Consider the following 24,899-nt stretch of genomic DNA (forward strand, 5'->3'; position numbering starts at 1 on the left):
AAGGTCGTCTGAAAAAGCGGTTTCAGAATAAGAATGAAGCAATCGGCATTTAGGCCGTCTGAAATCAAAAGTACCGTTTCCCAATATCGAAAATCCGCCATGCGGTAAAAATACTTCCTTCAAGGAGCAAAAATGAATTTGTTGAACTTATTTAATCCGTTGCAAACTGCCGGCATGGAAGAAGAGTTTGATGCCATCAAAATCGGTATTGCCTCTCCCGAAACCATCCGCTCATGGTCTTATGGCGAAGTTAAAAAACCTGAAACCATCAACTACCGTACGTTCAAACCTGAGCGTGACGGTTTGTTCTGTGCCAAAATCTTTGGCCCGGTCAAAGACTATGAATGTTTGTGCGGTAAATACAAACGCTTGAAATTTAAAGGCGTAACCTGTGAAAAATGTGGCGTAGAAGTGACCCTGTCCAAAGTGCGCCGCGAGCGCATGGGCCACATTGAATTGGCAGCACCAGTTGCCCATATTTGGTTCTTGAAATCCCTGCCTTCCCGCTTGGGTATGGTACTGGACATGACTTTGCGCGACATCGAACGCGTATTGTACTTTGAAGCATTTGTGGTAACCGATCCCGGCATGACTCCGTTGCAACGTCGTCAATTGCTGACTGAAGACGATTACTATAACAAACTGGACGAGTACGGCGACGACTTCGATGCAAAAATGGGTGCAGAAGGTATCCGCGAATTGCTGCGTACCTTGGACATTACCGGCGAAATCGAAATCCTGCGTCAAGAGTTGGAGTCTACCGGTTCTGATACCAAAATCAAAAAAATCGCCAAACGTTTGAAAGTATTGGAAGCCTTCCATCGTTCCGGCATGAAGCTGGAATGGATGATTATGGATGTGCTGCCGGTATTGCCGCCTGATTTGCGTCCGTTGGTTCCATTGGATGGTGGTCGTTTTGCCACTTCCGATTTGAACGATTTGTACCGCCGCGTTATCAACCGTAACAACCGTCTGAAACGTCTGTTGGAACTGCATGCGCCTGACATCATCGTTCGTAACGAAAAACGTATGTTGCAAGAAGCGGTTGATTCCCTGTTGGATAACGGCCGTCGCGGTAAAGCCATGACTGGTGCCAACAAACGTCCGCTGAAATCATTGGCAGATATGATTAAAGGTAAAGGCGGCCGCTTCCGTCAAAACCTGCTGGGTAAACGTGTGGACTACTCCGGTCGTTCCGTGATTACCGTAGGCCCATACCTGCGTCTGCACCAATGTGGTCTGCCGAAAAAAATGGCGTTGGAACTGTTCAAACCATTTATTTTCCACAAATTGGAAAAACAAGGTTTGGCGTCTACCGTTAAAGCTGCGAAAAAATTGGTAGAACAAGAAGTACCTGAAGTATGGGATATCTTGGAAGAAGTGATCCGAGAACATCCGATTATGCTGAACCGTGCGCCAACCCTGCACCGTTTGGGTATTCAAGCGTTCGAACCTATCCTGATCGAAGGTAAAGCGATTCAGTTGCACCCATTGGTGTGTGCCGCATTTAACGCCGACTTTGACGGTGACCAAATGGCTGTACACGTTCCATTGAGCTTGGAAGCACAAATGGAAGCACGCACGCTGATGCTGGCTTCAAACAACGTATTGTCTCCAGCCAACGGCGAACCAATCATCGTACCTTCTCAAGATATCGTATTGGGTCTGTACTACATGACCCGCGACCGTATCAATGCTAAAGGCGAAGGTAGCCTGTTTGCCGATGTGAAAGAAGTGCATCGTGCATACCATACCAAACAGGTTGAACTGGGTACGAAAATTACCGTACGTCTGCGTGAATGGGTGAAAAACGAAGCAGGTGAGTTTGAGCCTGTCGTTAACCGTTACGAAACTACTGTCGGTCGTGCATTGTTGAGCGAAATCTTGCCTAAAGGCCTGCCATTTGAGTACATCAACAAAGCGCTGAAGAAAAAAGAAATTTCTAAACTGATTAACGCATCATTCCGTCTGTGCGGCTTGCGTGATACAGTTATTTTCGCCGACCACTTGATGTATACCGGTTTCGGTTTTGCGGCTAAAGGCGGTATTTCCATTGCGGTTGACGATATGGAAATTCCGAAAGAAAAAGCAGCCTTGCTGGCCGAGGCTAATGCCGAAGTTAAAGAAATCGAAGACCAATACCGTCAAGGTTTGGTGACCAACGGCGAACGTTACAACAAAGTGGTCGATATTTGGGGTCGTGCCGGCGATAAGATCGCTAAAGCGATGATGGACAACCTGTCCAAACAAAAAGTCATCGACCGTGACGGCAACGAAGTTGATCAAGAGTCCTTCAACTCTATTTACATGATGGCCGACTCTGGTGCCCGTGGTTCTGCAGCTCAGATTAAACAGTTGTCCGGTATGCGTGGTTTGATGGCCAAACCTGACGGCTCTATTATCGAAACGCCGATTACCTCTAACTTCCGCGAAGGTTTGACCGTATTGCAATACTTTATTGCGACCCACGGTGCGCGTAAAGGTTTGGCGGATACCGCGTTGAAAACGGCAAACTCTGGTTACCTGACCCGTCGTCTGGTAGACGTAACTCAAGACTTGGTCGTTGTTGAAGATGATTGCGGTACTTCAGACGGCTTTGTCATGAAAGCAGTAGTACAAGGCGGTGACGTAATTGAAGCGTTGCGCGATCGTATTTTAGGCCGTGTTACAGCATCAGATGTTGTTGATCCTTCAACAGGAGAAACATTGGTTGAGGCAGGTACACTGCTGACTGAGAAATTAGTTGATATCATTGACCAATCTGGTGTTGACGAGGTTAAAGTCCGTACGCCAATTACTTGTAAAACCCGTCATGGTTTGTGTGCACACTGTTATGGCCGCGACTTGGCGCGCGGTAAACTGGTTAACTCTGGTGAAGCTGTAGGTGTGATTGCTGCACAATCCATTGGTGAGCCAGGTACTCAGCTGACCATGCGTACGTTCCACATCGGTGGTGCGGCATCTCGTGCGGCTGCTGCCAGCCAAGTGGAAGCCAAATCCAATGGTACAGCTCGTTTCAGTAGCCAAATGCGTTACGTTGCCAACAACAAAGGCGAGTTGGTTGTCATCGGTCGTTCTTGTGAAGTAGTGATTCACGACGATATTGGTCGCGAACGTGAACGTCACAAAGTACCTTACGGTGCGATCCTGCTGGTACAAGACGGCGAAGCCATTAAAGCCGGTCAAACCTTGGCAACTTGGGATCCGCATACCCGTCCGATGATTACCGAACACGCAGGTATGGTGAAATTCGAAAACGTGGAAGAGGGTGTTACCGTTGCGAAACAAACTGACGATGTAACCGGTTTGTCTACTTTGGTCGTGATTGACGGTAAACGTCGTTCTTCTAGTGCTTCTAAACTGTTGCGTCCGACTGTCAAACTGTTGGATGAAAATGGTTTGGAAATTTGCATCCCTGGTACGACTACCCCAGTTTCTATGGCATTCCCGGTCGGTGCGGTGATTACCATCCGTGAAGGTCAGGAAGTCGGTAAGGGTGATGTGCTGGCGCGTATTCCTCAAGCGTCTTCTAAAACCCGCGATATTACCGGTGGTTTGCCGCGCGTTGCTGAGTTGTTTGAAGCACGCGTGCCGAAAGATGCCGGCATGTTGGCTGAAATTACCGGTACCGTTTCCTTCGGTAAAGAAACCAAAGGTAAACAGCGTCTGATTATTACCGATGTAGACGGTGTAGCATACGAAACGCTGATTTCTAAAGAGAAACAGATTTTGGTACACGATGGTCAAGTGGTAAACCGTGGTGAAACCATCGTAGACGGTGCCGTAGATCCACACGACATTCTGCGTCTGCAAGGTATCGAAGCATTGGCCCGCTACATTGTTCAAGAGGTGCAAGAGGTTTACCGCCTGCAAGGTGTGAAGATTTCCGATAAACACATCGAAGTCATCATCCGTCAAATGCTGCGTCGAGTGAACATTGTCGATTCCGGTGATACAGAGTTCATTACCGGCGAACAAGTTGAGCGTGGCGATGTGATGCTTGCCAATGAAAAAGCCATGGCTGAAGACAAAGAGCCTGCACGTTATGAAAACGTGTTGTTGGGTATTACCAAAGCTTCCTTGTCTACAGACAGCTTCATTTCTGCGGCATCGTTCCAAGAAACAACTCGCGTCTTGACAGAGGCCGCTATTATGGGCAAACAAGACGAGCTACGCGGTTTGAAAGAGAACGTAATTGTCGGTCGTTTGATTCCTGCCGGTACAGGCTTGACCTACCACCGCAGCCGTCACCAACAATGGCAGCAAGCCGATCAAGAAACTTCTGAAATCGAAGCTTCAGATGAATGATCCGGAAGGATTTTCGTGAAAATAAAACCGCAAGCCAGTCTTGCGGTTTTATTTTATAGAGGGCTTAAAAGAGGGTAAAGATTAAGGCCGTCTGAATAAATAAGGAAAGCAATGGAGAAAATAAGTAGAGAACCAAATTGCGGACTTATTTAAAATGGCAAAGGCCGTCTGAATATTTCAGACGGCCTTTGTTTCTAAAATTTAGGCATAAATTGGAAAACACCAAACTTTATCAGTCATTTGCTTGACTAAACCCTTGCAATAAAAATATAATTCCAATCTTGTCGACATGGTGTCGGCAAGTATTTAACTCAACAGGACGAGAAAATATGCCAACTATTAACCAATTGGTACGCAAAGGCCGTCAAAAGCCTGTGTACGTAAACAAAGTGCCTGCACTGGAAGCTTGCCCGCAAAAACGCGGCGTGTGCACCCGTGTATACACAACTACCCCTAAAAAACCTAACTCTGCATTGCGTAAAGTATGTAAAGTTCGCCTGACCAACGGTTTTGAAGTAATTTCATATATCGGCGGTGAAGGCCACAACCTGCAAGAGCACAGCGTTGTATTGATTCGCGGTGGTCGTGTAAAAGACTTGCCAGGTGTACGTTACCACACTGTACGCGGTTCTTTGGATACTGCAGGTGTTAAAGACCGTAAACAAGCCCGTTCTAAATACGGTGCTAAGCGTCCTAAATAATTATCGGGACTCAAATAGGCACGTCGGCCGCCTAAGCTGAACAACGGCCGAGTAAGTGAATACTCAATTGGGTATTCATGGGAATTGACCCAACTGAATAGACTAAAGGAAATTAAAATGCCAAGACGTAGAGAAGTCCCTAAGCGCGACGTACTGCCAGATCCTAAATTCGGCAGCGTTGAGCTGACTAAATTCATGAACGTATTGATGATTGACGGTAAAAAATCTGTTGCAGAACGTATCGTTTACGGTGCACTGGAACAAATTGAGAAAAAAACCGGCAAAGTAGCAATCGAAGTATTTAACGAAGCCATTGCAAACGCCAAACCTATCGTGGAAGTGAAAAGCCGCCGTGTAGGTGGTGCAAACTACCAAGTTCCTGTTGAAGTTCGTCCTTCACGTCGTCTGGCCTTGGCAATGCGCTGGGTTCGCGATGCTGCCCGTAAACGTGGTGAGAAATCTATGGACCTGCGTTTGGCAGGCGAATTGATTGATGCGGCTGAAGGTCGTGGCGGTGCGTTGAAAAAACGTGAAGAAGTACACCGCATGGCTGAAGCTAACAAAGCATTCTCTCACTTCCGTTTCTAATATCGAAAGGCTAACAAAATGGCTCGTAAGACCCCTATCAGCCTGTATCGCAATATCGGTATTTCTGCCCATATTGACGCGGGTAAAACAACCACAACAGAACGTATTTTGTTCTATACAGGTTTGACTCATAAATTGGGCGAAGTGCATGACGGCGCGGCTACTACCGACTACATGGAACAAGAGCAAGAGCGTGGTATTACCATTACTTCTGCTGCTGTGACTTCTTATTGGTCTGGTATGGCGAAACAGTTTCCTGAGCACCGTTTCAACATCATCGACACCCCGGGACACGTTGACTTTACTGTAGAGGTAGAGCGTTCTATGCGTGTATTGGACGGCGCGGTAATGGTTTACTGTGCAGTAGGCGGTGTTCAACCTCAATCTGAAACCGTATGGCGTCAAGCTAACAAATACCAAGTACCTCGCTTGGCATTTGTAAACAAAATGGACCGTCAAGGTGCCAACTTCTTCCGCGTTGTTGAGCAAATGAAAACCCGTTTGCGCGCAAATCCAGTACCTATCGTGATCCCGGTTGGTGCGGAAGACAGCTTCAGCGGTGTCGTTGACCTGTTGAAAATGAAATCCATTATTTGGAATGAAGCCGATAAAGGTACAACCTTTACCTATGGCGATATTCCTGCTGAATTGGTTGAGATTGCTGAAGAATGGCGTCAAAACATGATTGAAGCTGCAGCAGAAGCCAGCGAAGAATTGATGGACAAATACTTGGGCGGTGATGAGCTGACTGAAGAAGAAATCGTAGGCGCATTGCGTCAACGTACTTTGGCCGGTGAAATTCAACCAATGTTGTGCGGTTCAGCATTTAAAAACAAAGGTGTTCAACGTATGCTGGATGCAGTTGTAGAATTACTGCCTGCTCCTACCGACATTCCTCCAGTTCAAGGTGTTAACCCTAACACTGAAGAAGCTGACAGCCGTCAAGCCAGCGATGAAGAGAAATTCTCTGCATTGGCGTTCAAAATGTTGAATGATAAATACGTTGGTCAATTGACATTTATCCGCGTTTACTCTGGTGTGGTGAAATCCGGTGATACCGTATTGAACTCTGTAAAAGGTACTCGCGAACGTATCGGTCGCTTGGTGCAAATGACTGCTGCAGACCGTACTGAAATTGAAGAAGTACGCGCTGGCGATATCGCAGCCGCTATCGGTCTGAAAGACGTTACCACTGGTGAAACTTTGTGTGCAGAAAGTGCACCGATCATCTTGGAACGCATGGAATTCCCTGAGCCGGTAATCCATATTGCCGTTGAGCCGAAAACCAAAGCCGACCAAGAGAAAATGGGTATCGCCCTGAACCGTCTGGCGAAAGAAGACCCTTCTTTCCGCGTTCGTACAGACGAAGAGTCCGGTCAAACCATTATTTCCGGTATGGGTGAGCTGCACTTGGAAATTATTGTTGACCGTATGAAACGCGAATTCGGCGTGGAAGCAAACATCGGTGCGCCTCAAGTGGCTTACCGTGAAACCATCCGCAAAGAAGTTGAAGCTGAATACAAACATGCCAAACAATCTGGTGGTAAAGGTCAATACGGTCACGTTGTGATCAAAATGGAACCTATGGAGCCGGGTGGTGCGGGCTACGAATTTATCGATGAAATTAAAGGTGGTGTGATTCCTCGCGAATTTATTCCGTCTGTCGATAAAGGTATTCGCGATACTTTGCCTAACGGTATCGTTGCCGGTTACCCAGTAGTTGACGTACGTGTGCGTCTGATCTTCGGTTCTTCACACGATGTTGACTCCTCTCAACTGGCCTTCGAATTGGCTGCGTCTCAAGCCTTCAAAGAAGGTATGCGTAAAGCCAATCCAGCTTTGTTGGAGCCAATCATGGCAGTTGAGGTGGAAACACCTGAAGAATACATGGGTGACGTAATGGGCGACTTGAACCGTCGTCGTGGCGTTGTATTGGGTATGGATGATGACGGTATCGGTGGTAAGAAAGTTCGCGCCGAAGTACCTCTGGCAGAAATGTTCGGTTACTCAACCGACTTGCGTTCTGCAACCCAAGGTCGCGCTACTTACTCCATGGAGTTCAAAAAATACGCTGAAGCTCCTGCTCACGTAGCTGCTGCTGTAACTGAAGCCCGCAAAGGCTAATCAGAAAAGGCCGTCTGAAACTGAAAATAAATTTTCAGACGGCCATTGTTCTTTAATCGATCTTTATATGTAAAGGAATTAGCTCATGGCTAAGGAAAAATTTGAACGTAGCAAACCGCACGTAAACGTTGGCACCATCGGTCACGTTGACCATGGTAAAACCACTCTGACTGCTGCTTTGACTACTATTTTGGCTAAAAAATTCGGTGGCGCTGCAAAAGCTTACGACCAAATCGACAACGCTCCTGAAGAAAAAGCTCGTGGTATTACCATTAATACCTCACACGTAGAATACGAAACTGAAACCCGCCACTACGCACACGTAGACTGCCCGGGCCACGCCGACTACGTTAAAAACATGATTACCGGTGCTGCCCAAATGGACGGCGCGATCTTGGTATGTTCTGCCGCTGACGGTCCTATGCCTCAAACTCGCGAACACATCCTGTTGGCTCGCCAAGTAGGTGTACCTTACATCATCGTATTCATGAACAAATGCGACATGGTTGACGATGCCGAGCTGTTGGAACTGGTTGAAATGGAAATCCGTGACTTGTTGTCAAGCTACGACTTCCCTGGCGACGACTGCCCAATCGTACAAGGTTCTGCACTGAAAGCTTTGGAAGGTGATGCTGCTTACGAAGAAAAAATCTTCGAATTGGCTGCTGCCTTGGACAGCTACATCCCAACACCTGAGCGTGCTGTGGACAAACCTTTCTTGTTGCCTATCGAAGACGTATTCTCTATCTCCGGCCGTGGTACAGTAGTAACCGGTCGTGTAGAGCGCGGTATCATCCACGTTGGTGACGAGATCGAAATCGTAGGTTTGAAAGAAACCCAAAAAACCACTTGCACCGGCGTTGAAATGTTCCGCAAACTGCTGGACGAAGGTCAAGCGGGTGACAACGTAGGCGTATTGCTGCGTGGTACTAAACGTGAAGACGTAGAGCGTGGTCAAGTATTGGCTAAACCAGGTACTATCACTCCTCACACCAAGTTCAAAGCAGAAGTATACGTACTGAGCAAAGAAGAGGGTGGTCGTCACACTCCATTCTTCGCTAACTACCGTCCACAATTCTACTTCCGTACTACTGACGTAACTGGTGCAGTTACTTTGGAAGAAGGCGTAGAAATGGTAATGCCAGGTGAGAACGTAACCATTACTGTAGAACTGATTGCGCCAATCGCTATGGAAGAAGGTCTGCGCTTTGCGATTCGCGAAGGTGGTCGTACCGTAGGTGCGGGTGTGGTTTCTTCTGTAATTGCTTAATTGAGGGATATTGATAAATGGCAAACCAAAAAATCCGTATCCGCCTGAAAGCTTATGATTACAGTCTGATTGACCGTTCTGCGCAAGAAATTGTTGAAACTGCCAAACGTACTGGCGCTGTTGTTAAAGGTCCGATTCCTTTGCCAACTAAAATCGAACGTTTCAACATCTTGCGTTCTCCCCACGTGAACAAAACTTCTCGTGAACAATTGGAAATCCGTACCCACTTGCGTCTGATGGACATCGTGGATTGGACTGACAAAACTACTGATGCACTGATGAAACTGGATCTTCCAGCAGGTGTGGATGTAGAAATTAAAGTTCAATAAGAACTAAAAAACCGAACAGCTTGGCTGTTCGGTTTTTTATAGAATTCTTAGGCCGTCTGAAAATTTTCAGATATTTGGCAACACTTCATCCGAAAAAAATGATGGGTTTAAGAAGTAAAATTGAAATTTTTGTTGATATTTCTTTGATTTGTCAATTATAATGGCGGACTTGGTACATCCGTATCAAGTTTAACTTTGTCTGAAAGGCAGGCCAATCGTAGCCCGCCCCTTTACTTAAAAGGAAAATAATCATGACTTTAGGTCTGGTTGGACGCAAAGTTGGTATGACTCGCGTGTTCGACGAACAGGGTGTTTCTGTTCCGGTAACCGTTTTGGATATGTCTGCCAACCGCGTTACACAAGTGAAATCCAAAGATACTGACGGCTACACTGCTGTACAAGTTACCTTTGGTCAGAAAAAAGCTAATCGTGTCAACAAAACTGAAGCCGGTCACTTTGCTAAAGCAGGTGTTGAAGCTGGTCGCGGTTTGGTTGAGTTTGCTTTGACTGAAGAAAAACTGGCTGAATTGAAAGCCGGTGATGAAATTACCGTTTCTATGTTTGAAGTTGGTCAATTGGTAGATGTAACCGGTACCTCTAAAGGTAAAGGTTTCTCTGGTACGATCAAACGTCATAACTTCGGTGCTCAACGTACTTCCCACGGTAACTCCCGTTCTCACCGTGTTCCTGGTTCTATCGGTATGGCACAAGACCCTGGTCGCGTGTTCCCTGGTAAACGTATGGCAGGTCAATACGGTAACACTAAAGCAACTGTTCAAAAATTGGAAGTTGTACGTGTTGATGCTGAACGCCAACTCTTGTTGGTTAAAGGTGCTGTTCCGGGTTCGGTTAACAGCGACGTCGTGGTTCGTCCTAGCGTGAAAGTAGGTGCGTAATGGAATTGAAAGTAATTGACGCTAAAGGACAAGTATCTGGCAGCTTGGCTGTTTCTGATGCTTTGTTTGCTCGTGAATACAATGAAGCTTTGGTTCACCAACTGGTTACTGCTTACTTGGCAAATGCCCGTTCTGGTAATCGTGCTCAAAAAACTCGTGCCGAAGTAAACCACTCTACTAAAAAGCCATGGCGCCAAAAAGGTACCGGTCGTGCTCGTTCCGGTATGACTTCTTCTCCGCTGTGGCGTAAAGGTGGTCGTGCATTCCCAAACAAACCTGACGAAAACTTCACTCAAAAAGTGAACCGTAAAATGTATCGTGCCGGTATGGCGACTATTTTATCCCAATTGGCTCGTGATGAACGTTTGTTTGCAATCGAAGCATTGACTGCTGAAACTCCTAAAACCAAAGTTTTTGCTGAACAAGTGAAAAATTTGGGTTTGGAGCAAGTTCTGTTTGTAACTAAACAGCTCGACGAGAATGTTTACTTGGCTTCACGCAACTTGCCTAACGTATTGGTTTTGGAAGCTCAACAAGTTGATCCTTACAGCTTGCTGCGTTACAAAAAAGTCGTTATCACTAAAGATGCAGTTGCACAATTAGAGGAGCAATGGGTATGAATCAACAACGTTTGACTCAAGTAATCTTGGCACCTATCGTTTCTGAAAAAAGCAACGTATTGGCTGAAAAACGTAACCAAATGACGTTTAAAGTTTTGGCAAATGCAACCAAACCTGAAATTAAAGCGGCTGTTGAGCTGCTATTCGGCGTTCAAGTTGCAGACGTTACTACTGTTACCATTAAAGGTAAAGTTAAACGTTTTGGTCGCACTTTAGGTCGTCGCAGCGATGTTAAAAAGGCTTATGTAAGCCTGGCTGCCGGTCAAGAGTTGGATTTGGAAGCCGCTGCTGCAGCTGCAGATAAGGAATAAACAAAATGGCAATCGTTAAAATGAAGCCGACCTCTGCAGGCCGTCGCGGCATGGTTCGCGTGGTAACAGAAGGTTTGCACAAAGGTGCACCTTATGCACCTCTGCTGGAAAAGAAAAATTCTACTGCCGGTCGTAACAACAATGGTCATATCACTACTCGTCATAAAGGTGGTGGTCATAAACATCATTACCGCGTTGTAGATTTTAAACGTAACAAAGACGGTATCCCTGCAAAAGTAGAGCGTATCGAATATGACCCTAACCGTACTGCATTTATTGCGCTGTTGTGCTATGCAGATGGTGAGCGTCGCTACATCATTGCTCCTCGTGGTATTCAAGCCGGTGCAGTATTGGTTTCCGGTGCTGAAGCTGCTATCAAAGTAGGTAACACTCTGCCGATCCGCAATATTCCTGTTGGTACAACTATTCACTGTATCGAAATGAAACCAGGTAAAGGTGCACAAATTGCACGTTCTGCTGGTGCTTCTGCGGTATTGCTTGCAAAAGAAGGTGCTTACGCACAAGTTCGTTTGCGTTCTGGTGAAGTGCGCAAAATTAGCGTAAATTGCCGTGCAACTATCGGTGAAGTTGGTAACGAAGAACAAAGCCTGAAAAAAATCGGTAAAGCTGGTGCTAACCGCTGGCGTGGTATTCGTCCGACCGTTCGTGGTGTTGTAATGAACCCTGTTGATCACCCACATGGTGGTGGTGAAGGCCGTACTGGTGAGGCTCGCGAACCGGTTAGCCCATGGGGTACTCCTGCTAAGGGCTACCGCACTCGTAATAACAAACGCACGGATAACATGATTGTTCGTCGTCGTTACTCAAATAAAGGTTAATTAGTATGGCTCGTTCATTAAAAAAAGGCCCATATGTAGACCTGCATTTGCTGAAAAAAGTAGATGCTGCTCGTGCAAGCAACGACAAACGCCCAATTAAAACTTGGTCACGTCGTTCTACCATTTTGCCTGATTTCATCGGTCTGACTATCGCTGTTCACAACGGTCGCACTCACGTGCCTGTATTCATCAGCGACAACATGGTTGGTCATAAATTAGGTGAGTTCTCATTGACCCGTACCTTTAAAGGCCACTTGGCTGATAAAAAGGCTAAAAAGAAATAAGGTGAATCATGAGAGTAAGTGCACAACATAAAAACGCCCGTATTTCAGCTCAAAAAGCTCGTTTGGTAGCTGATTTGATTCGTGGTAAAGACGTTGCCCAAGCTTTGAATATCTTGGCATTCAGCCCTAAAAAAGGTGCTGAGCTGATTAAAAAAGTATTGGAATCAGCAATCGCCAATGCCGAGCACAATAATGGTGCTGACATTGACGAACTGAAAGTGGTAACTATCTTTGTTGACAAAGGCCCAAGCTTGAAACGTTTCCAAGCTCGTGCCAAAGGTCGCGGTAACCGCATCGAGAAACAAACTTGTCATATTAACGTGACAGTGGGCAACTAAGGAAAAGCTATGGGACAAAAGATTAACCCTACAGGCTTTCGCCTGGCGGTAACTAAAGACTGGGCTTCAAAATGGTTTGCTAAAAGCACCGACTTTTCTACTGTTTTGAAACAAGATATTGATGTTCGTAATTACTTGCGTAAAAAACTGGCCAATGCTTCAGTTGGTCGCGTAGTGATTGAACGTCCTGCTAAATCTGCACGTATTACCATTCACTCTGCTCGTCCAGGTGTGGTTATTGGTAAAAAAGGTGAGGATATCGAAATCTTGAAACGTGACTTGCAAGCTCTGATGGGTGTGCCTGTTCATGTAAATATTGAAGAGATTCGTCGTCCTGAATTGGATGCGCAAATCATTGCTGATGGTATTGCACAGCAGCTTGAAAAACGTGTTCAATTCCGTCGCGCTATGAAACGTGCAATGCAAAATGCAATGCGTTCTGGTGCTAAAGGCATCAAGATCATGACTTCAGGCCGTCTGAATGGTGCAGATATCGCTCGTAGCGAATGGTACCGTGAAGGTCGCGTGCCTTTGCATACTTTGCGTGCGAACGTAGATTATGCAACTAGCGAAGCACACACTACTTATGGTGTACTGGGTCTGAAAGTTTGGGTTTATACAGAAGGTAATATTAAATCTTCTAAACCTGAGCATGAGAAGAAACAAAGAAAGGCAGGTGGACGTAATGCTGCAGCCAACTAGACTGAAATATCGCAAGCAACAAAAAGGCCGTAACACCGGTATTGCTACTCGCGGTAACAAAGTAAGTTTCGGTGAGTTCGGTTTGAAAGCCGTAGGCCGTGGTCGTTTGACTGCCCGCCAAATCGAAGCTGCTCGTCGTACTATGACTCGTCATATTAAACGTGGCGGTCGTATTTGGATTCGTGTATTCCCTGATAAACCAATTACTGAGAAACCTATCCAAGTTCGTATGGGTGGCGGTAAAGGTAATGTGGAATATTACATTGCTGAAGTTAAACCAGGCAAAGTATTGTACGAAATGGACGGTGTTCCTGAGTCTTTGGCTCGTGAAGCATTTGAATTGGCCGCTGCCAAATTGCCTATTCCTACAACCTTTGTAGTAAGACAGGTGGGTCAATAATGAAAGCAAATGAATTGAAAGACAAATCTATTGAGCAATTAAACTCTGATTTGTTGGACTTGTTGAAAGCTCAGTTTGGCTTACGCATGCAAAATGCAACCGGTCAGTTGGGTAAATCTAGCGAGTTGAAACGTGTACGTCGCGATATTGCTCGTATTAAAACCATTTTAACTGAAAAAGGTGCTAAGTAATGAGCGAAGCTAAAAATGTTCGTACTTTGCAAGGCAAAGTGGTAAGCGACAAAATGGACAAAACTGTTACAGTATTGGTTGAACGTAAAGTTAAACATCCTCTGTACGGTAAAATTATTCGTTTATCAACTAAAATCCATGCTCATGATGAAAACAATCAATATGGCATTGGTGATGTAGTGGTAATCGAGGAATCTCGTCCTTTGTCAAAAACCAAGTCTTGGGTTGTAAAAGAATTGGTTGAGAAAGCACGTACTGTTTGATTTAAAACACAGTAATGTAGCTTAATAAGAAACGAAGTCTTGCAGCAAAGTTAATTTGCGTGTAAACTTCGTTTCTTATCTTCCAGCTTCTTATGGAAGTTTCTCTCCCTTCGGGATCCAAGACTGGTTTACTAGAACCGTGATGGTTTCATTTAATAAGCAGCTTAAAGTAAGGTGCGAGTTATATGAAAGTGGTAAATTAAGTTGGTTAATTTAAAGGTACTAATATGATTCAAATGCAGACCATCTTAGATGTGGCTGATAACTCTGGTGCGCGTCGCGTAATGTGCATCAAAGTATTGGGCGGATCTAAGCGTCGCTACGCTTCTGTTGGCGACATTATTAAAGTTGCAGTTAAAGATGCAGCCCCACGTGGTCGTGTCAAAAAAGGTGATGTATACAATGCGGTAGTTGTTCGTACTGCTAAGGGTGTGCGTCGTCCTGATGGTGCGTTAATTAAATTCGATAACAATGCTGCTGTGTTGTTGAATAATAAACTTGAACCTCTGGGTACCCGTATTTTTGGTCCGGTAACCCGTGAATTGCGTACTGAGCGATTTATGAAAATCGTTTCATTGGCGCCTGAAGTATTATAAGGAATAGCGCGATGAATAAGATCATTAAAGGCGATCAGGTTGTAGTGATTACCGGTAAAGATAAAGGTAAGCAAGGTCAAGTAGTTCGAGTGTTGGGTGATAAAGTTGTTGTTGAGGGTGTTAATGTTGTGAAACGCCATCAAAAACCTAATCCAATGCGTGGTATTGAGGGTGGTATTATTACTAAAGAAATGCCTTTGGATATTTCTAATATTGCTATCCTGAATCCGGAAACTAATAAAGCAGACCGTGTTGGTATTAAGCTGATTGAAAATGAAGGCAAAGTTAAACGCGTTCGTTTCTTCAAATCAAATGGCTCTATCATTGGAGCATAAGGAGATAACATGGCTCGTTTGAGAGAGTTTTATAAAGATACAGTTGTTCCTGAATTGGTTAAACAATTTGGTTACAAATCAGTAATGGAAGTTCCGCGTATTGAAAAAATCACCTTGAATATGGGTGTAGGCGAAGCCGTTGCTGATAAAAAAGTTATGGAACACGCTGTTTCTGATTTAGAGAAAATTGCTGGTCAAAAACCAGTTGTTACTGTTGCTCGTAAATCTATCGCAGGTTTTAAAATCCGTGATAACTATCCAGTTGGTTGCAAAGTAACATTGCGTCGTGATCAAATGTTTGAATTCTTGGATCGTTTGATTACTATTGCGTTGCCTCGTGTACGTGACTTCCGTGGTGTAAGCGGTAAATCATTTGATGGTCGTGGCAATTACAATATGGGCGTTCGTGAGCAAATTATTTTCCCGGAAATTGAATACGATAAAATCGATGCTTTGCGTGGTTTGAATATTACTATTACAACTACTGCAAAAACTGATGAAGAAGCGAAAGCTTTGTTGTCACTGTTTAAGTTTCCGTTTAAAGGATAATCATGGCTAAGAAAGCACTTATTAATCGTGAGCTGAAACGTCAAGCATTGGCGAAAAAGTTTGCAGCTAAACGTGAGGCAATTTTCGCTGTTATTAATGATGCTAATGCGACTGAAGAAGAACGTTTTGAAGCACGTTTGAAATTTCAATCCATTCCTCGCAATGCAGCACCTGTACGTCAACGTCGTCGTTGTGCTTTAACAGGTCGTCCTCGTGGCACTTTCCGTAAATTTGGTTTGGGCCGTATTAAAATCCGTGAAATCGCTATGCGTGGCGAGATCCCTGGTGTTGTTAAAGCTAGCTGGTAATAGGAGTATAAATAATGAGTATGCATGATCCTATTTCCGATATGTTGACTCGTATTCGCAATGCGCAACGTGCTAATAAAGCAGTAGTTGCCATGCCTTCCTCTAAACTGAAATGTGCAATTGCAAAAGTTCTGAAAGAAGAAGGTTATATCGAGGATTTTGCGGTTTCTGCTGATGCAAAACCGGTATTGGAAATTCAATTGAAATACTATGCAGGTCGTCCTGTGATTGAGCAAATTAAACGTGTTTCACGTCCAGGTTTGCGTATTTACAAAGCATCAAGTGAGATCCCTAGCGTAATGAATGGCCTGGGTGTCGCTATTGTTAGTACTTCTAAAGGTGTAATGACTGATCGCAAAGCCCGTTCTGAGGGTGTTGGTGGTGAGTTGTTGTGCATCGTAGCCTAGTGGAGAAAAGTAAATGTCACGCGTCGCAAAAAACCCAGTGACTGTTCCTGCTGGTGTAGAAGTAAAATTCGGAACAGATGCATTGGTTATCAAAGGTAAAAACGGCGAATTGTCTTTTCCTTTGCATTCCGATGTTGCTATTGAACTGAACGATGGTAAATTGACTTTTGCTGCAAAAAATGACAGTAAACAGGCTAATGCTATGTCTGGTACTGCTCGTGCATTGGTTAATAACATGGTTAAGGGTGTTTCTGAAGGTTTTGAGAAAAAACTTCAATTGATTGGTGTGGGTTATCGTGCCCAAGCTCAAGGCAAAGTTCTGAACTTGTCTTTGGGTTTCTCTCATCCAATCGTATATGAAATGCCTGAAGGTGTTTCTGTTCAAACTCCTAGCCAAACAGAAATCGTTTTGACTGGTGCAGATAAACAAGTGGTTGGCCAAGTCGCTGCTGAAATTCGTGCATTCCGTTCTCCTGAGCCTTATAAAGGTAAAGGTGTTCGTTATGTAGGTGAAGTGGTAGTGATGAAAGAAGCCAAGAAAAAATAATTGAGGTTCACTAATGGATAAACATACAACCCGACTCCGTCGTGCACGTAAAACCCGTGCGCGTATTGCGGACTTGAAAATGGTAAGATTATGTGTGTTCCGCAGCAATAATCATATTTATGCTCAAGTAATTAGTGCTGAAGGTGATAAAGTATTGGCTCAAGCCTCTACATTGGAAGCTGAAGTACGTAGTAGCCTGAAATCAGGTAGCAACGTTGAAGCAGCGGCTGTAGTTGGTAAGCGTATTGCTGAAAAAGCTAAAGCAGTGGGTGTTGAAAAAGTTGCTTTTGACCGTTCAGGTTTCCAATATCACGGTCGTGTGAAAGCTTTGGCTGAAGCTGCACGTGAAAATGGTTTAAGCTTCTAAAATTTGGAGACTTTCAGATGGCAAAACATGAAATTGAAGAACGCGGTGACGGCCTGATTGAAAAGATGGTCGCAGTTAATCGCGTGACTAAAGTAGTTAAAGGTGGCCGTATCATGGCTTTCTCTGCACTGACTGTTGTTGGTGATGGTGATGGTCGGATCGGTATGGGCAAAGGTAAATCAAAAGAAGTACCAGTTGCTGTTCAAAAAGCAATGGATCAAGCTCGACGCTCTATGATTAAAGTACCTTTGAAAAACGGTACTATTCATCATGAGGTTATTGGCCGTCATGGTGCTACTAAGGTATTTATGCAACCTGCTAAAGAAGGTAGCGGTGTAAAAGCTGGTGGTCCAATGCGTTTAGTATTTGATGCTATGGGTATCCATAACATTTCAGCTAAAGTACATGGTTCTACTAATCCTTACAATATTGTACGCGCTACATTAGACGGTTTGTCTAAACTGTATACCCCTGCTGATATTGCTGCTAAACGTGGCTTGACAGTAGAAGATATTTTGGGAGCTAACCATGACTGAGCAAAAAAAGATTAAAGTTACATTGGTTAAGAGCCTGATTGGTACAATAGAATCTCATCGTGCATGTGCTCGTGGTTTAGGTTTGCGCCGCCGTGAACATACTGTAGAGGTTTTGGATACCCCTGAAAACCGTGGCATGATCAATAAAATCAGCTACTTGTTGAAAGTGGAGTCTTAATATGTTTTTGAATACTATTCAACCTGCTGAGGGTGCTACTCACGCTAGTCGTCGTGTAGGCCGTGGTATTGGTAGCGGCTTGGGTAAGACAGGTGGTCGTGGTCATAAAGGTCAAAAAAGCCGTTCTGGTGGCTTCCACAAGGTAGGTTTTGAAGGCGGTCAAATGCCTTTGCAACGTCGTCTGCCGAAACGTGGTTTCAAATCTTTGACTGCAGCCGCTAATGCTGAAGTTCGTTTGAGTGAATTGAATCTGATTGCTGTGAACGAGATTGATGTCTTGGTTCTTAAACAAGCTGGTCTGATTCCTGTAACTGCTTCTAATGTAAAAGTTATTGCTTCTGGTGAAATCTCAAAAGCAGTTACCTTGAAAGGTGTAAAAGCTACTAAAGGTGCTAAAGCTGCTATTGAAGCTACCGGTGGTAAAGTAGAAGAATAAGGCTTGCACTACAGTGGCTAATCAACAATCTTTATCAGGATTATCCAAATTTGGTGATCTGAAAAAACGTCTGGTGTTCCTTTTAGGTGCTTTAGTCGTTTTCCGTATTGGTGCTCATATACCGGTACCGGGCGTAGATGCTGTTGCATTAGCTAAGTTATACGAAGGCGCTGCAAACGGCATATTCGGAATGTTAAATATGTTCTCGGGTGGTTCGTTGGAGCGCTTTAGTATATTTGCAATAGGTATCATGCCTTATATTTCATCGTCGATTATTGTTCAGCTTGCTTCTGAAATTGTTCCTTCTTTAAAAGCTTTAAAGAAGGAAGGTGAGGCTGGTAGGAAAATAATTACGAAATATACTAGGTATGGGACGGTATTATTGGCTGTATTGCAAAGCTTTGGTGTTGCAACATTTGTTTATCAACAAGGTGTTGTTGTAACTAGTTCGCTTGAGTTTCATATTTCTACAGTAGTCTGTTTGGTTACAGGTACTATGTTTCTAATGTGGTTAGGGGAACAAATTACCGAGCGTGGTATTGGTAATGGTATTTCTTTAATTATTACAGCAGGCATTGTATCGGGTATCCCATCCGGTATTGTTCGGTTATTAACTTTGACTGAACAAGGCTCTATGAGTATGTTGATGGCGGTATCAATTGTGATTGGTATTTTGCTGTTGATCTATGCTGTAGTTTATTTTGAGAGTGCTCAGCGTAAAGTTCCTGTGCATTATGCTAAAAGACAGTTTGGCTCTGGAATGATGCCGGGACAAAGCATTCATATGCCGTTCAAGCTAAATATGGCAGGTGTTATTCCTCCTATTTTTGCTTCCAGTATTATTTTATTTCCATCTACACTTTTAGGTTGGTTTGGTTCAAATAGTACGAATTCTGTTCTTCATAAGGTTGCTGCAATGCTGCAACACGGACAGCCTTTATATATTGTATTATTTGCCACAACTATCATCTTTTTCTGCTATTTCTATACTGCTTTAGTATTTAGCCCTAAAGAGATGGCTGAAAATTTGAAGAAGAGTGGTGCATTTGTGCCAGGTATTCGCCCAGGTGAGCAAACCTCTAGATATTTGGAAAAAGTGGTACTGAGACTGACATTATTTGGTGCTTTGTACATTACTACAATCTGTCTGATACCTGAATTTTTAACGACAGCATTGAAGGTTCCTTTCTATTTAGGTGGAACATCTTTGCTTATTTTGGTTGTCGTTACAATGGATTTTAGGACGCAAATCAATTCGTATCGAATGAGTAGTCAGTATGAAGACTTGATGAGTCGTCCAGATATGAAATCTTTGTCACGTAAGTAGGCTTATGGCTAAAGAAGATACCATACAGATGCAGGGTGAAATCCTTGAGACTTTGCCCAATGCAACATTTAAAGTAAAACTGGAAAATGATCATGTAGTACTTGGTCATATATCTGGCAAAATGCGGATGCACTATATCCGTATTTCTCCAGGTGATAAGGTAACAGTTGAATTAACTCCTTATGATTTAACCCGTGCTCGGATTGTTTTCCGAGCAAGATAAACGATAAAAGGAAATAAAATGCGTGTACAACCTTCTGTAAAGAAAATTTGTCGCAATTGCAAGATTATTCGTCGTAATCGTGTAGTTCGCGTAATTTGTACTGACCCACGTCACAAACAACGTCAAGGTTAAGAAGCTAGTTTTCTTAACTATTGATTTTGTGGTATAGTGACATAATTTGCCCTAAAAAGGAAAAAATATGGCTCGTATTGCAGGGGTAAATATCCCTAATAATGCCCATATCGTAATTGGCCTTCAGGCTATTTATGGTATTGGTGCGACTCGTGCTAAATTGATTTGTGAGGCAGCAAATATTGCTCCTACTACTAAAGCAAAAGATTTGGACGAGGCTCAATTAGACGCTTTGCGTGAGCAAGTTGCTAAATATGAAGTTGAAGGCGATTTGCGTCGTGAAGTAACGATGAGCATTAAACGACTGATGGATATGGGTTGCTATCGTGGCTTCCGTCATCGTCGTGGCTTGCCTTGTCGTGGTCAACGCACTCGCACAAATGCTCGTACCCGTAAAGGTCCGCGCAAAGCGATTGCCGGTAAGAAATAAATTTTAAGGAATTTGATTAATGGCTAAAGCAAACACAGCTTCGCGTGTACGTAAAAAAGTACGTAAAACCGTAAGCGAAGGTATTGTGCACGTTCATGCATCTTTCAACAATACCATCATTACAATCACTGACCGTCAAGGCAATGCATTGTCTTGGGCTACCTCTGGCGGCGCTGGTTTTAAAGGTTCTCGTAAAAGTACACCATTTGCAGCACAAGTTGCAGCAGAAGCAGCTGGTAAAGTTGCCCAAGAGTATGGCGTTAAAAATTTAGAAGTTCGCATTAAAGGCCCTGGCCCTGGTCGCGAATCTTCTGTACGTGCTTTAAACGCTCTTGGTTTCAAGATTACCAGCATTACTGACGTTACCCCGTTGCCTCATAACGGTTGCCGTCCGCCTAAAAAACGTCGTATTTAATATTGGAGTGATTTAAAACATGGCACGTTATATTGGCCCTAAATGTAAATTAGCACGTCGCGAAGGTACGGATCTGTTTTTGAAGAGTGCACGTCGCTCTTTGGATTCCAAATGTAAAATGGATTCTGCACCTGGTCAACACGGTGCAAAAAAACCACGTTTGTCAGACTATGGTTTGCAATTGCGTGAAAAACAAAAAATCCGTCGTATTTATGGCGTATTAGAGCGTCAATTCCGTCGTTACTTCGCGGAAGCAGCTCGTCGTAAAGGCTCTACCGGTGAATTGCTGTTGCAATTGCTGGAGTCTCGTTTGGATAATGTCGTTTACCGTATGGGTTTCGGCTCTACTCGCGCCGAAGCACGTCAATTGGTTTCTCACAAAGCTATCGTCGTAAACGGTCAAGTTGTTAATATCCCTTCTTTCCAAGTTAAAGCAGGTGATGTTGTAGCTGTTCGTGAAAAAGCTAAGAAACAAGTACGTATCCAAGAAGCATTGAGCCTAGCTACTCAAATTGGCTTGCCAAGCTGGGTGTCTGTTGATGCCGACAAATTGGAAGGCGTATTCAAAAATATGCCGGATCGCTCAGAATTGTCTGGCGATATTAATGAACAGCTGGTGGTAGAGTTCTACTCTAAATAATGCTAGCTCAATGAGGGACAGTTAAATGCAAAATAGCACAACCGAATTTTTGAAACCTCGTCAAATTGATGTAGATACTTTGTCTTCCACTCGGGCCAAGGTGTCTATGCAGCCATTTGAACGTGGTTTTGGTCATACTTTAGGTAATGCTTTGCGTCGTATCTTACTGTCATCCATGAATGGCTTTGCCCCAACTGAAGTAGTTATTTCCGGCGTATTGCACGAATACTCTACTATTGATGGTGTTCAGGAGGATGTTGTTGACGTTCTCTTGAACATTAAAGGTATCGTATTCAAGCTTCACGGTCGTAACCAAGTTCAGTTGACTTTGAAAAAAACAGGTGCCGGTGCAGTTGTAGCCGGTGATATTGATTTGCCACACGATGTGGAAATTATCAATCCTGAGCATGTTATTTGCCACTTGGCTGACAATGGCCAAATTGACATGGAAATTAAAGTAGAGCAAGGTCGTGGTTATCAATCTGTTTCAGGCCGTCGCGTATTGCGTGATGAGAACAAACAGATTGGTGCGATTCAGTTGGATGCGAGCTTTTCGCCCATCAGTCGTGTTAGCTTTGAAGTTGAACCTGCACGCGTAGAGCAACGCACGGATTTGGATAAATTGGTTTTAGATATTGAAACCAATGGTTCTATTGATCCGGAAGAGGCTGTACGTAGTGCCGCACGTATCTTAATTGACCAAATGTCTATTTTTGCAGATCTGCAAGGTACTCCGGTTGAAGAGGTTGAAGAAAAAGCGCCTCCTATCGATCCTATCTTGCTGCGTCCTGTAGATGATTTGGAATTAACCGTACGTTCAGCTAATTGTCTGAAAGCTGAAGATATTTACTATATTGGCGATTTGATTCAACGTACTGAAACCGAGCTTCTCAAGACCCCTAATTTGGGTCGTAAATCTTTGAATGAGATCAAAGAAGTGTTGGCCTCTAAAGGTCTGACATTAGGTTCTAAATTAGAAGCTTGGCCGCCTGTAGGCTTAGAAAAGCCGTAAGTTTGAAGATTAAAGGATAATGACATGCGTCATCGTAATGGCAACCGCAAATTAAACCGTACTAGCAGCCACCGTGCTGCGATGCTGCGCAATATGGCGAATTCCTTGTTGACTCACGAAACCATCGTGACAACTTTGCCTAAAGCAAAAGAATTGCGCCGCGTAGTTGAGCCCTTGATTACCTTGGGTAAAAAACCTTCTTTGGCAAACCGTCGTTTGGCTTTTGACCGCACTCGCGATCGTGATGTTGTAGTTAAATTGTTTGACGAATTGGGTCCACGCTTTGCTGCTCGTAACGGCGGCTATATTCGTGTACTGAAATACGGTTTCCGTAAAGGCGACAATGCTCCTTTGGCATTGGTTGAATTGGTTGATAAAGCAGCTGATTCTGCTGAATAAGCAAATTAATATGAAAGCACTACCTGTTTAGGTGGTGCTTTTTTATTTGGATAGACCCTTTATCATTGCGCAGAGTTACAATCCGCCTCGTGTCAATAACTGTTGTAGCTCCCTTTCTCATTTCGCAGTGCTACAATCTGCTTACCGGCTGAACGGCACTGTTACACGTTGTAGCTCCCTTTCTCATTTCGCAGTGCTACAATTGATTTGAGAGAGTAGGCTCAAATAATCCTGTTGTAGCTCCCTTTCTCATTTCGCAGTGCTACAATGTCTGAAACAGGCGCAGCTTGCCCTGTTGGGTTGTAGCTCCCTTTCTCATTTCGCAGTGCTACAATGTCGATTTGCGTTGCATACACCCTACACTGGTTGTAGCTCCCTTTCTCATTTCGCAGTGCTACAATGTCCCGGTCTGTTTCCGATTTGGTCTTTGAGTTGTAGCTCCCTTTCTCATTTCGCAGTGCTACAATACGCCGTGTGAATGCGCCCACACCCCATAGGTTGTAGCTCCCTTTCTCATTTCGCAGTGCTACAATAATCTTGTAACCCATCGGCAGGAAACCGTAGTTGTAGCTCCCTTTCTCATTTCGCAGTGCTACAATACCTCAACGGGAAATCCTTATCATGTAAGGGTTTCCCGTTTTATTTTGTCTAAAAAAATGAGCTTAAAATAATAATAGTTGGTCGGAATTTACTCTTTTTTCTTGGGTTTTCAGCTCTCCCAACAGCAGTTTCATGGTGGCATATTGCTTTTCTGTTACTTCCAAACAGCGGATTGAGCCTTCTTGCGGTAGGTTTGCACATAGTCTATTGTGGTGTTTTTGCAACGAATCTCGACCTTTGACAATACGGCTGTATACGGAAAGTTGGAGCATTTGGTATCCATCTTTTAATAGAAACTGGCGGAATTGATTGGCGGCTTTGCGCTTTACCGCTGTGGTTACCGGTAGGTCGAAGAAGACGATTATCCTCATAAATTTAGCCTCACTCATATTGGTATTCTTTCAATGGCAAGATTTCAGGTAGTTTCAGCTGTTTGGCGTTTTTGTCGGTTACGCTGGCTTGAAATGAAGAAATCATTTTGTCGATGGCAGCTAAGGTGCTGAAATGTTGCCGTTCGATGCAGATTTGACAGTGAAGGGTTTTGATAAGGTTTTGTTTTATATTGGGTGTCAGTGCAGTTTTCAGACGGCCTTGTTCGTGCATATGTATAACGACTAGATCGGCCAATGGGCGTAAGGGTTCTATAAAGTCATCGGCGAGGTTGAATGGATTCAATTCGCTTCTATGAAACAAGCCTAATGCAGGCAACCAACCATATAAGGTCAGGGCGCGTGCAACTGCTGCACGGAGTACGGCGTAGGTGTAGTTCAATGCGGCATTGACGGCATTGTTGTCATTACGGGTAAACTTTTCTCCAAAGAGGGCTTGGAAGTAGAGGGCGGCTGCTTGGGCTTCACGGTTTCCTGTATCGCCTGAACGGACTTCGACTGCCAAAGTGCGCAGCCGTTTGGCTGCAAGATCATTGCCTGTTTCGTCTGCGACAAATGCTTGATTCAGGATTTTTTGGCGGATGATATGTTGCCAAAGTTGCTTTTTTAAGGGTTCGCTTATATTCAGTTGCAGCTTGAGGATTTTAAGTTGGCGGTGATATTGGGCATAAGGCAGCCATTGTCCGCAGGGCAGGAACTGTTCGTCACATGTCAGTAAGGTTGCGCCATATTCGGCTAAGGCTGATAGGAGTGGGGCCGTAATCAGGGTTTCGCGGTTTCCGATGATGATAACGGCGATGTCTTCTAATGGTACGGTGTGGAACTCGCCGTTTTGTTGAATCAGCAGTTGCCGGCGTTGCAAGGATAGTTTGCCGCCGTTTTGAATAAGCAGGCTGCGCCAAGTCATGT

Annotated in this window: 36 protein-coding genes and 1 CRISPR repeat array; of the genes, 34 read left to right on the forward strand and 2 right to left on the reverse strand. The window is 44.2% G+C overall.

The genetic code is table 11. The features are described from left to right. The first annotated feature begins 132 nt into the window (after nt 1-132). The 34 genes from rpoC to rplQ all read left to right on the forward strand — a co-directional run bounded on the left by rpoC (nt 133) and on the right by rplQ (nt 23,001). Nucleotides 133-4,308, forward strand: coding sequence for a DNA-directed RNA polymerase subunit beta' (rpoC, locus tag DBY97_RS09240; protein WP_107858160.1), 4,176 nt, complete (start codon nt 133-135; stop codon nt 4,306-4,308). A 329-nt stretch (nt 4,309-4,637) separates the two neighbouring features. Continuing rightward, nucleotides 4,638-5,009 carry a 30S ribosomal protein S12 gene (gene rpsL / locus DBY97_RS09245; protein WP_002218431.1) on the forward strand — a complete coding sequence of 124 codons (372 nt, stop codon included), beginning with the start codon at nt 4,638-4,640 and terminating at the stop codon, nt 5,007-5,009. Nucleotides 5,010-5,126: 117 nt separating this feature from the next. Beyond that, nucleotides 5,127-5,597: a 30S ribosomal protein S7 gene (rpsG, locus tag DBY97_RS09250; protein ID WP_002240962.1), complete on the forward strand. Its 471-nt coding sequence runs from the start codon at nt 5,127-5,129 to the stop codon at nt 5,595-5,597. Nucleotides 5,598-5,615: 18 nt separating this feature from the next. After that, nucleotides 5,616-7,721, forward strand: coding sequence for an elongation factor G (gene fusA / locus DBY97_RS09255; protein ID WP_107858161.1), 2,106 nt, complete (start codon nt 5,616-5,618; stop codon nt 7,719-7,721). Nucleotides 7,722-7,806: 85 nt separating this feature from the next. Beyond that, on the forward strand, nt 7,807-8,991 hold the full coding sequence (gene tuf, locus DBY97_RS09260; RefSeq protein ID WP_002215366.1) for an elongation factor Tu: 1,185 nt from the start codon (nt 7,807-7,809) through the stop codon (nt 8,989-8,991). 17 nt (nt 8,992-9,008) lie between these two features. Continuing rightward, complete coding sequence (gene rpsJ / locus DBY97_RS09265) at nt 9,009-9,320, forward strand: 30S ribosomal protein S10 (protein WP_002642322.1); 312 nt, start codon at nt 9,009-9,011, stop codon at nt 9,318-9,320. A gap of 251 nt (nt 9,321-9,571) precedes the next feature. Beyond that, nucleotides 9,572-10,216, forward strand: a complete 645-nt coding sequence (rplC, locus tag DBY97_RS09270; RefSeq protein WP_004464584.1) for a 50S ribosomal protein L3 — start codon at nt 9,572-9,574, stop codon at nt 10,214-10,216. Next, entirely contained in the window at nt 10,216-10,836 is a 621-nt protein-coding gene (rplD, locus tag DBY97_RS09275) for a 50S ribosomal protein L4 (protein WP_003684798.1), read from the forward strand. Before rplC ends, rplD begins: the two co-directional genes overlap by 1 nt. Then, nucleotides 10,833-11,147 (forward strand): 50S ribosomal protein L23, encoded by a 315-nt coding sequence (gene rplW / locus DBY97_RS09280; protein WP_002243944.1) that lies wholly within the window; start codon nt 10,833-10,835, stop codon nt 11,145-11,147. Before rplD ends, rplW begins: the two co-directional genes overlap by 4 nt. Before the next feature lie 5 nt (nt 11,148-11,152). Beyond that, the gene (rplB, locus tag DBY97_RS09285; protein WP_003684813.1) at nt 11,153-11,986 is read left to right on the forward strand and encodes a 50S ribosomal protein L2; all 834 of its coding nucleotides are present in this window, start codon (nt 11,153-11,155) and stop codon (nt 11,984-11,986) included. A gap of 5 nt (nt 11,987-11,991) precedes the next feature. After that, entirely contained in the window at nt 11,992-12,270 is a 279-nt protein-coding gene (rpsS, locus tag DBY97_RS09290) for a 30S ribosomal protein S19 (protein WP_002215422.1), read from the forward strand. 8 nt (nt 12,271-12,278) lie between these two features. Further along, nucleotides 12,279-12,608, forward strand: a complete 330-nt coding sequence (gene rplV, locus DBY97_RS09295) for a 50S ribosomal protein L22 (protein WP_003749277.1) — start codon at nt 12,279-12,281, stop codon at nt 12,606-12,608. A 9-nt stretch (nt 12,609-12,617) separates the two neighbouring features. After that, nucleotides 12,618-13,310, forward strand: coding sequence for a 30S ribosomal protein S3 (gene rpsC, locus DBY97_RS09300; RefSeq protein ID WP_003684753.1), 693 nt, complete (start codon nt 12,618-12,620; stop codon nt 13,308-13,310). After that, nucleotides 13,294-13,710, forward strand: a complete 417-nt coding sequence (gene rplP / locus DBY97_RS09305) for a 50S ribosomal protein L16 (RefSeq protein WP_003684741.1) — start codon at nt 13,294-13,296, stop codon at nt 13,708-13,710. The genes rpsC and rplP overlap by 17 nt, the downstream gene beginning before the upstream one ends. Next, nucleotides 13,710-13,901 carry a 50S ribosomal protein L29 gene (rpmC, locus tag DBY97_RS09310; protein WP_003684705.1) on the forward strand — a complete coding sequence of 64 codons (192 nt, stop codon included), beginning with the start codon at nt 13,710-13,712 and terminating at the stop codon, nt 13,899-13,901. Before rplP ends, rpmC begins: the two co-directional genes overlap by 1 nt. After that, on the forward strand, nt 13,901-14,164 hold the full coding sequence (gene rpsQ / locus DBY97_RS09315) for a 30S ribosomal protein S17 (protein WP_003684766.1): 264 nt from the start codon (nt 13,901-13,903) through the stop codon (nt 14,162-14,164). Before rpmC ends, rpsQ begins: the two co-directional genes overlap by 1 nt. Before the next feature lie 227 nt (nt 14,165-14,391). Further along, nucleotides 14,392-14,760: a 50S ribosomal protein L14 gene (rplN, locus tag DBY97_RS09320; protein WP_002215434.1), complete on the forward strand. Its 369-nt coding sequence runs from the start codon at nt 14,392-14,394 to the stop codon at nt 14,758-14,760. Between the two features lie 11 nt (nt 14,761-14,771). After that, entirely contained in the window at nt 14,772-15,095 is a 324-nt protein-coding gene (gene rplX / locus DBY97_RS09325) for a 50S ribosomal protein L24 (RefSeq protein WP_003684754.1), read from the forward strand. Between the two features lie 9 nt (nt 15,096-15,104). Continuing rightward, nucleotides 15,105-15,644, forward strand: a complete 540-nt coding sequence (rplE, locus tag DBY97_RS09330; protein WP_003684750.1) for a 50S ribosomal protein L5 — start codon at nt 15,105-15,107, stop codon at nt 15,642-15,644. A 2-nt stretch (nt 15,645-15,646) separates the two neighbouring features. Then, nucleotides 15,647-15,952, forward strand: coding sequence for a 30S ribosomal protein S14 (rpsN, locus tag DBY97_RS09335; protein ID WP_003684736.1), 306 nt, complete (start codon nt 15,647-15,649; stop codon nt 15,950-15,952). 14 nt (nt 15,953-15,966) lie between these two features. Beyond that, nucleotides 15,967-16,359 (forward strand): 30S ribosomal protein S8, encoded by a 393-nt coding sequence (gene rpsH, locus DBY97_RS09340; RefSeq protein ID WP_063075320.1) that lies wholly within the window; start codon nt 15,967-15,969, stop codon nt 16,357-16,359. Nucleotides 16,360-16,372: 13 nt separating this feature from the next. Continuing rightward, on the forward strand, nt 16,373-16,906 hold the full coding sequence (gene rplF, locus DBY97_RS09345; protein WP_004464590.1) for a 50S ribosomal protein L6: 534 nt from the start codon (nt 16,373-16,375) through the stop codon (nt 16,904-16,906). Between the two features lie 13 nt (nt 16,907-16,919). Further along, entirely contained in the window at nt 16,920-17,273 is a 354-nt protein-coding gene (gene rplR / locus DBY97_RS09350) for a 50S ribosomal protein L18 (protein ID WP_003749287.1), read from the forward strand. A 17-nt stretch (nt 17,274-17,290) separates the two neighbouring features. Beyond that, nucleotides 17,291-17,809, forward strand: a complete 519-nt coding sequence (gene rpsE, locus DBY97_RS09355; RefSeq protein ID WP_003684704.1) for a 30S ribosomal protein S5 — start codon at nt 17,291-17,293, stop codon at nt 17,807-17,809. After that, nucleotides 17,802-17,987 (forward strand): 50S ribosomal protein L30, encoded by a 186-nt coding sequence (gene rpmD, locus DBY97_RS09360; RefSeq protein WP_003684808.1) that lies wholly within the window; start codon nt 17,802-17,804, stop codon nt 17,985-17,987. Before rpsE ends, rpmD begins: the two co-directional genes overlap by 8 nt. 1 nt (nt 17,988) lies before the next feature. Beyond that, nucleotides 17,989-18,423: a 50S ribosomal protein L15 gene (rplO, locus tag DBY97_RS09365; RefSeq protein WP_107858162.1), complete on the forward strand. Its 435-nt coding sequence runs from the start codon at nt 17,989-17,991 to the stop codon at nt 18,421-18,423. A gap of 13 nt (nt 18,424-18,436) precedes the next feature. After that, nucleotides 18,437-19,750: a preprotein translocase subunit SecY gene (secY, locus tag DBY97_RS09370; RefSeq protein ID WP_107858163.1), complete on the forward strand. Its 1,314-nt coding sequence runs from the start codon at nt 18,437-18,439 to the stop codon at nt 19,748-19,750. Between the two features lie 4 nt (nt 19,751-19,754). Beyond that, nucleotides 19,755-19,973, forward strand: coding sequence for a translation initiation factor IF-1 (gene infA / locus DBY97_RS09375; protein WP_003684714.1), 219 nt, complete (start codon nt 19,755-19,757; stop codon nt 19,971-19,973). Between the two features lie 18 nt (nt 19,974-19,991). Beyond that, nucleotides 19,992-20,105, forward strand: coding sequence for a 50S ribosomal protein L36 (gene rpmJ, locus DBY97_RS09380; RefSeq protein ID WP_003697674.1), 114 nt, complete (start codon nt 19,992-19,994; stop codon nt 20,103-20,105). A gap of 67 nt (nt 20,106-20,172) precedes the next feature. Beyond that, the gene (gene rpsM, locus DBY97_RS09385; RefSeq protein WP_003749295.1) at nt 20,173-20,535 is read left to right on the forward strand and encodes a 30S ribosomal protein S13; all 363 of its coding nucleotides are present in this window, start codon (nt 20,173-20,175) and stop codon (nt 20,533-20,535) included. 19 nt (nt 20,536-20,554) lie between these two features. Next, nucleotides 20,555-20,950 carry a 30S ribosomal protein S11 gene (gene rpsK, locus DBY97_RS09390; protein ID WP_002216249.1) on the forward strand — a complete coding sequence of 132 codons (396 nt, stop codon included), beginning with the start codon at nt 20,555-20,557 and terminating at the stop codon, nt 20,948-20,950. Nucleotides 20,951-20,969: 19 nt separating this feature from the next. Next, on the forward strand, nt 20,970-21,590 hold the full coding sequence (gene rpsD, locus DBY97_RS09395; protein WP_039863983.1) for a 30S ribosomal protein S4: 621 nt from the start codon (nt 20,970-20,972) through the stop codon (nt 21,588-21,590). A gap of 25 nt (nt 21,591-21,615) precedes the next feature. Continuing rightward, nucleotides 21,616-22,602, forward strand: coding sequence for a DNA-directed RNA polymerase subunit alpha (locus DBY97_RS09400; protein WP_003684706.1), 987 nt, complete (start codon nt 21,616-21,618; stop codon nt 22,600-22,602). Nucleotides 22,603-22,626: 24 nt separating this feature from the next. After that, nucleotides 22,627-23,001 carry a 50S ribosomal protein L17 gene (gene rplQ, locus DBY97_RS09405; RefSeq protein ID WP_039862272.1) on the forward strand — a complete coding sequence of 125 codons (375 nt, stop codon included), beginning with the start codon at nt 22,627-22,629 and terminating at the stop codon, nt 22,999-23,001. Between the two features lie 101 nt (nt 23,002-23,102). Next, nucleotides 23,103-23,600: direct repeats of the CRISPR family, unit length 36 nt; unit sequence GTTGTAGCTCCCTTTCTCATTTCGCAGTGCTACAAT. A gap of 63 nt (nt 23,601-23,663) precedes the next feature. Here rplQ and cas2 read toward each other — a convergent pair. Together cas2 and cas1 are read right to left on the reverse strand one after the other, a co-directional pair. Further along, on the reverse strand, nt 23,664-23,990 hold the full coding sequence (cas2, locus tag DBY97_RS09410) for a CRISPR-associated endonuclease Cas2 (RefSeq protein WP_107858164.1): 327 nt from the start codon (nt 23,988-23,990) through the stop codon (nt 23,664-23,666). Then, a complete protein-coding gene (gene cas1 / locus DBY97_RS09415) occupies nt 23,983-24,897 on the reverse strand; it encodes a type II CRISPR-associated endonuclease Cas1 (protein WP_107858165.1) in 915 nt (304 codons plus the stop codon). Before cas1 ends, cas2 begins: the two co-directional genes overlap by 8 nt. Between the last annotated feature and the right edge of the window lie 2 nt (nt 24,898-24,899).

Source organism: Neisseria subflava (genome assembly GCF_003044645.1).
GTDB classification, from domain to species: Bacteria; Pseudomonadota; Gammaproteobacteria; order Burkholderiales; family Neisseriaceae; genus Neisseria; species Neisseria subflava_B.